The sequence below is a fragment of the Cobetia sp. SIMBA_158 genome (genome assembly GCF_046566945.1).
Classification (GTDB): Bacteria; Pseudomonadota; Gammaproteobacteria; order Pseudomonadales; family Halomonadaceae; genus Cobetia; species Cobetia amphilecti.
The window spans coordinates 1-255 of sequence record NZ_JAWJYL010000692.1; the positions used below are offsets into that span (position 1 = coordinate 1).

1 protein-coding gene is annotated in these 255 nt (G+C 39.2%); it reads left to right on the forward strand.

Features of this window, described 5'->3' with window-relative positions; translation table 11 throughout:
• The coding region (locus tag R2R70_RS21600; RefSeq protein WP_410979138.1) for a phage major capsid protein at nucleotides 1–255 on the forward strand (255 nt) is incomplete at both ends.

Consider the following 255-nt stretch of genomic DNA (forward strand, 5'->3'; position numbering starts at 1 on the left):
CAAGCTTATAAACGTGACTATGTTGCGACTGCGTCTGCATATCAATGGTTAGATACCTTGAAGGATAAAAATGGGCAGTATTTGTTACAGCAAGATATCACTTCTCCTTCTGGTAAATCATTCTTAGGAAAGCCTGTAAGTGTTGTGGATGATGAAGTTCTGGGAACTAAAGCAGGAGACATGGTGATGTTTGTCGGTGATTTAAAAGCAGGAGTGTTCTTTGCTGATAGAGTAGATGTTACTGCAAAATGGATT